6 protein-coding genes are annotated in these 5,620 nt (G+C 51.2%); 5 read left to right on the top strand and 1 reads right to left on the bottom strand.

Going from position 1 to position 5,620, the window contains the following annotated elements:
* Window positions 1-702, bottom strand: a 702-nt coding sequence (locus IBX50_RS16445; protein ID WP_292257383.1) for a tRNA threonylcarbamoyladenosine dehydratase, incomplete at its 3' end; no start/stop codon positions are given.
* Between the two features lie 90 nt (window positions 703-792).
* On the opposite strand from IBX50_RS16445, the gene IBX50_RS16440 reads away from it, so the two are divergent.
* The 5 genes from IBX50_RS16440 to IBX50_RS16420 all read left to right on the top strand — a co-directional run.
* On the top strand, window positions 793-1,731 hold the full coding sequence (locus tag IBX50_RS16440) for a D-2-hydroxyacid dehydrogenase (protein WP_292257382.1): 939 nt from the start codon (window positions 793-795) through the stop codon (window positions 1,729-1,731).
* A gap of 44 nt (window positions 1,732-1,775) precedes the next feature.
* The gene (locus IBX50_RS16435) at window positions 1,776-2,201 is read left to right on the top strand and encodes a hypothetical protein (protein WP_292257381.1); all 426 of its coding nucleotides are present in this window, start codon (window positions 1,776-1,778) and stop codon (window positions 2,199-2,201) included.
* 215 nt (window positions 2,202-2,416) lie between these two features.
* Window positions 2,417-4,492, top strand: a complete 2,076-nt coding sequence (locus IBX50_RS16430; RefSeq protein ID WP_292257380.1) for a TonB-dependent receptor — start codon at window positions 2,417-2,419, stop codon at window positions 4,490-4,492.
* A gap of 182 nt (window positions 4,493-4,674) precedes the next feature.
* Window positions 4,675-5,010, top strand: a complete 336-nt coding sequence (locus IBX50_RS16425; protein ID WP_292257379.1) for a hypothetical protein — start codon at window positions 4,675-4,677, stop codon at window positions 5,008-5,010.
* Window positions 5,011-5,125: 115 nt separating this feature from the next.
* The coding region (locus tag IBX50_RS16420; RefSeq protein ID WP_292257378.1) for an oxidoreductase at window positions 5,126-5,620 on the top strand (495 nt) is incomplete at its 3' end.

Genomic DNA, 5,620 nt, shown 5'->3' with positions numbered 1-5,620 from the left:
GTCCAGCTTTAATGCCTCACCGGGTTCTGGTTTCTGACAGGCCACACTGCCATCAGCCTGCGGATAAACCAGTTGTTCGGTTGAATAAACACACTCCACCTCAAAACGGCGTTTTGGATTACGAGTAAAACCATAATCACGGCGCAGTAAATTCCGCACTTTTGCCAGCAGTGGATCCTGTGTGGTGCGTGCCAGATCCGCGGTGGTGACCAAGCGAGGGTCTACCTGCCCACCAGCACCACCCACCACCACCAGCCGCACCTTGTTACGGCGGCACCAGTGGATGATGGCTGCTTTCACCGGCACAGTATCAGTTGCATCAATCACCACATCAAAACCCTGCCCTAACTCATCTGCCAGATTTTTTTCTGTGATAAAACAGCTGCGCGCTGAGATTTCGGCTTCCGGGTTGATCTGCAACAGGCGCTCCGCCATTACCTCCACCTTGGATCGACCCACGGTTGAATCCAGAGCGTGGAGCTGCCGATTGATATTGCTGGTGCAGACATCATCCAGATCATACAGGGTGATACCACCTACACCGGTTCTAACCAGAGCCTCGGCTACCCAACTGCCAACACCACCAATACCAATCACCGCCACACGGGCAGCAGCCAGTTTTTCCAACCCGGATCGGCCATACAAACGGGCAATACCACCAAAGCGGAACAAGTAACTTTGTGACAAAGGTGCAGCACTCAAGATAAAAGATCCTTAAAATGAAGTGATTGATGCTTATTGTACAATTGATCAGAAGTTCCGTAACAACAAAACCCTCAGGAGTTGATCTTTATGAAAGGTGTAATGCTGGATGCGGACAGTCTTGGTTGCGGGTTGAATTTTTCCGACTTGCAGGCACAGCTGGATGAGCTGGTGATCTGGCCAACGACCTCACCGGAACAAGTGGCAAAACGCATTAACGATTTTAATGTGGTACTGGTCAACAAGGTGCAACTGAATCGTGCATTGCTGGAACAGGCAAAAAGTTTAAAGCTGATTTGTGTGATGGCCACCGGCATGAATAATGTGGATCTGGAAGCTGCAGCAGAACTGGGCATTGAGGTCAGGAATGTGCAGGCTTACGGCACGGCCAGCGTGGCACAACACACCCTGATGCTGATGCTGGCACTGGCAACCCGGCTGCCACTTTATCAGCAATCCCTCGCTGCCGGTGACTGGCAACAAGCACCAGCATTTTGCCTGATGCAACACCCAGTAACTCAACTGGCCGGTAAAAACCTGCTGCTGGTTGGTTATGGTGAGCTGGGGCAAGCAGTTGGCAAACTGGCAAATGCTTTTGGCATGAAGTTACTGATTGCTGCACGCCCCGGTAAAAGTGACGACCACCGCCCGACCCTGGATGAATTATTACCCCAGGCAGATGTGATTTCTTTTCACTGCCCATTAAATGAGTCCACCCGTGGCCTTCTGAATGCTCATAATCTGCAACGGACAAAACCAGACTTATTGGTGGTGAACGCGGCCAGGGGAGGCATAGTGGATGAGTTGGCCGCACTGGATGCACTGCGCAGCAGGCAGATTGCTGGTCTTGCCGTGGATGTACTGACCGAAGAACCCCCACGCAACGGCAACCCTTTGCTGGATGCATTACAGGAATCACTGAACCTGATTGTGACACCCCACAATGCCTGGATTGCACCGGAAGCACGACAGAAGATTGTTGATCTGACCGCACAGAATATTCAGCAGCATCAAGCCAAACGGAGCTGATCACTCAAGACGGCTGGTCAAAAAACCGCTGTCGGTTTAGACTCTTGCCAACACCCCTGCATCAGAAGAATGTTATCAAGGATGTCTGGAAGAATACCGTGAAGCTTAACCGCAACCTGAATACCTGGCTGTTATTGTTCGCGCTGGCCGTTATGGTCAGTCGTGTACTCACGCCTTTTTCAGTGCCTCCTTTAGTTGTTCACGACAATGGTTTTATTGAAGTCTGCTCCTGGCAGGGTGGCATCAGCCGAGTCCTGATTGATGCTGATGGCAATCAGGTTGAATCCGAGCAGCCGCCATCACACTGTCCCCAGTGTGCTGCCAGTGCGGCAACAGTTGCTCCTGAGCTGCCTTTAATCAGTGAACAGGCCTTACCCTCCCGAAACCTTGCTTTAACACTTCAACTCCAGAACACCCATCCACTTTTTGTTGCTCTACCACCCCCCGGTCGTGCACCCCCGCTTGCCTGAAGGTTTGTTTCCATCAATGACTGAATGCTGACTGCAGTTCCCGCTCATGTCCTGCAGTGCTGTTTTCAGCCTTTGACTGGAAAATATTCTCAGGTTTGCAGCCTTAATTTGCGGCGGGAGTTCCCATAGCTCATGTCAACCGCTGCCAGTATGGGCTGCAATCCTTGACCCCTGATTGACCTTTATATTCCTGCTCAATTATTCAAGGAAAGTCCATGTCTCAACCTTTTTTTGCTGTCCAGCCTTTAACGCTGGCAATCGGCGCGGTATTTTTTGGCCTGACCGGCAACACCATTCAAGCAGCGGAACTGCCACCACTGGTGGTTACCGGCCAGACAACATCCACCTTGCAACAACAAATGACACCCGATTCCAGCCCAGCGCCCAGCGCAGATGCCGGTGACTGGTTACGCCAACAACCTGGTATTGATGCCAATCGTATGGGAGGCCACGGCCTTGATCCGGTGATTCGCGGACAGGGTCAGAATCGCATTAACATCCTGCTGGATGGCGCTTATGTCTTTGGTGGTTGCCCCAATCGCATGGATCCACCCACGGCTTATGCACCCTTGTCCTCTTATGATCTGATTACCATCAGCAAGGGAGTCACCACCCTGCGCCACGGTGCAGGTGGTAGCGGCGGCACGGTGGTTTTTGAACGGACTCAACCCGATTTTTTACCCGATGATCCAGCCATCAGCGGCCAGGTGGGCAGCAGTTATGCCAGTAACGGTGATGCATTCAAAATCTGGGGTAAAACCCTGGCTGGTAATCAGCAGGGTTATCTGCGTGCTTTTGGTGAATACAGTGAAGCCGGTAACTACGAGGACGGCAAGGGCAGAAGCATCTGGAGTGGTTATGAAACCACCCAAGGTGGCATGGCACTGGGATGGACACCCAATACCACCAGCTGGCTGGAACTGAGTATCGAAGAAACTCGGGAACGGGACGTCAAGTTTGCCGGTGCAGGCATGGATTCACCCACCAGTGACAACACCACCCTTGGTTTGCGTGGCCGTTATGACTGGTCACCACTGCTGACACTGTCCGGCAACCTGCATTACAGCCAAGTGGAACATGTGATGGACAACTTCACCTATCGTCCTGCCACAGCTACCGCCATGAAAATGACGGTGCCCACCACCTCGGATACCCTGACTGCACGTTTGATGAGTGAGTATCAACTGGGACGCAACCTGTTCACCACCGGCATTAACCTGCTGCAGAATGAACGCTCCGGCACCCTGACCAGTGCTGCAAATCCAAACAATCTGCTGGAAATTGCTTACATGTGGCCGGATGTATCACAACGTCAGCTGGGTGTCTTTGCTGAAATTGAACACTCGATTGGTGTGCATCAGCGTGCTTTTGCCGGACTGCGTGTGGATCAGTTCAACAGTCAGGCGGATACAGCAACAGACAAACCCATTGGCCCGGCTTGGACAAAAAGTCCTGCAGATCTTTATCAGCAGGCTTATGGCATCAGCGGTGATCTGGATCGGGATGAATGGTTAACGGGTGCATTTGTGCGTATGGAGCAGGATTTCAGCAACTGGCAACGTGCTTTTGTCAGCCTAAGTCGCAGCCAGCGTATGGGGGATGCCTCCGAGATGTACATGGCACGTAATGCCAGTATGGGTAATGTGCAATGGATCGGTAACCCGGATTTAAAACCGGAAACCCAGCATCAACTGGACGTTGGGTTACTGGGTAAAAGTGCTGTACTGGATTATTCTGCGGTGGCTTTTGCCAATCAGGTGCAGGATTACATCTACCGTGACAAAATCATTGATGGCAGCATCACCCGCGACTACTACCGTAATATCCGTGCGGCACATTATGGAGTGGAGCTGGAAACCACCCTGCGTTATGCCGAAGTCTGGGAAACCCGTGCCCAGTTAACCGCCATGCGTGGTGATAATCGCAGTGATGGCGGCACTCTGGCACAGATTTCACCCTACAGCGGTCAGATCTCCCAGCACTGGATCACTCATAACTGGGAGGCATCCGGCACCCTGCGTTTTGCTGCTGAATCGGATCGGCTAAATGCCCCTGCTGCAGAGCAGGCCACATCAGGCTACGGCGTGGTTGATCTGGCTCTGATCTGGCGTCCTGTTCATGCAGTGGAAGTTGCCACCGGCATCAGCAACCTGCTGGATAAAAACTACAGCAACTTCATTAACCGCAACCGCGCGGCCAATGATCCACTGAATATCGGTGCAGATCAGTACACTGACACCCTCACTGAACCGGGTCGCAGCATCTGGGTCAGTGGTAACTATCGTTTTTAAACCCTGTTACACGCGTTTTTAAACCCTGCAACCTGGTGCCTGATTCTGCGGAGTCAGGCACCTTAACCCCTTGTCACGAATGCTTTTGTGTTCCAACCAAAGTCTTACAATTCAGTACTTGAGATTAAATTCATTCCTGCCAGAATAAAATTTCTTCATAAAAACAACAGGAAGGAAAAACCATGAACGCACCTCCAAACCACAACAATATCGAAAGCAATCTGCTCACCTTTGCGGACAAATACATCCTGCTGCTTAGTGATATCCACAAGGGTCTGCTCAACAGCAGTCAGAGCAAAACTTTCAGCAAACAAATCAGCGGTCTTGCTGACATCATTCAGAGCCTTCAATCCGACAATTACGCTGCCGCAGCCAAAACCCTACCCAACGCCGATCTGGAAGTACTTTTTGATCAGCAATTCAGTGACAATATCAAACTCAATTCCGACATCAGTGTACTCAAGACCCGCTTCATGAATCTTGGCATCCTGGAAGCCGATGCATCCCATTATCTTTAATTCAGATCCAATCAAAAAAAGCTCGGTTTATTAACCCGAGCTTGCCGCTTTCTCCGTGCCTCCTACAGCAAAAAACTGCATACTTGTTTGCCTGTCCCAACGCCGGAGATCAGACATGCATCGTTTATTTTTCACCCTTTTACTGACCCTGCTGCTATCTGCCCCTGCTATTGCCACAGAGCTACCAAAACCTGAAGGGGCTGTACTGCTTAGCATCAGCGGCAAAATCCGCTTCACTAACCAGGATGACACCGCTGTTTTTGACCTGGTCATGCTGGAAGCCTTGCAACAAAAAACTACCAGCACCCATACACCCTGGAGTGAAGGCATCAATAGCTACACCGGCCCACTGGGACGAGCACTGATTCAGGCTGTTGGTGCAGAACAAGCCACCGTGATGAAAATCACCGCCCTGAACGACTTCAGTGCAGAAGTCCCAGTCAGTGATTTCATGAGTTATGACGTTATTTTTGCCTTGCAAAAGAATGAGCGTTACCTGCGCATCCGTGATCGCGGCCCGTTATTCACCATCTATCCATTTGATGCCCATCCAGAACTCCAGACTGCAATGCATTACAATCGATCCGTCTGGCAAGTCAAAGCGATCGAA

Source organism: Marinospirillum sp., from assembly GCF_014859565.1.
This window is presented reverse-complemented; position numbering and strand designations above follow the sequence as displayed.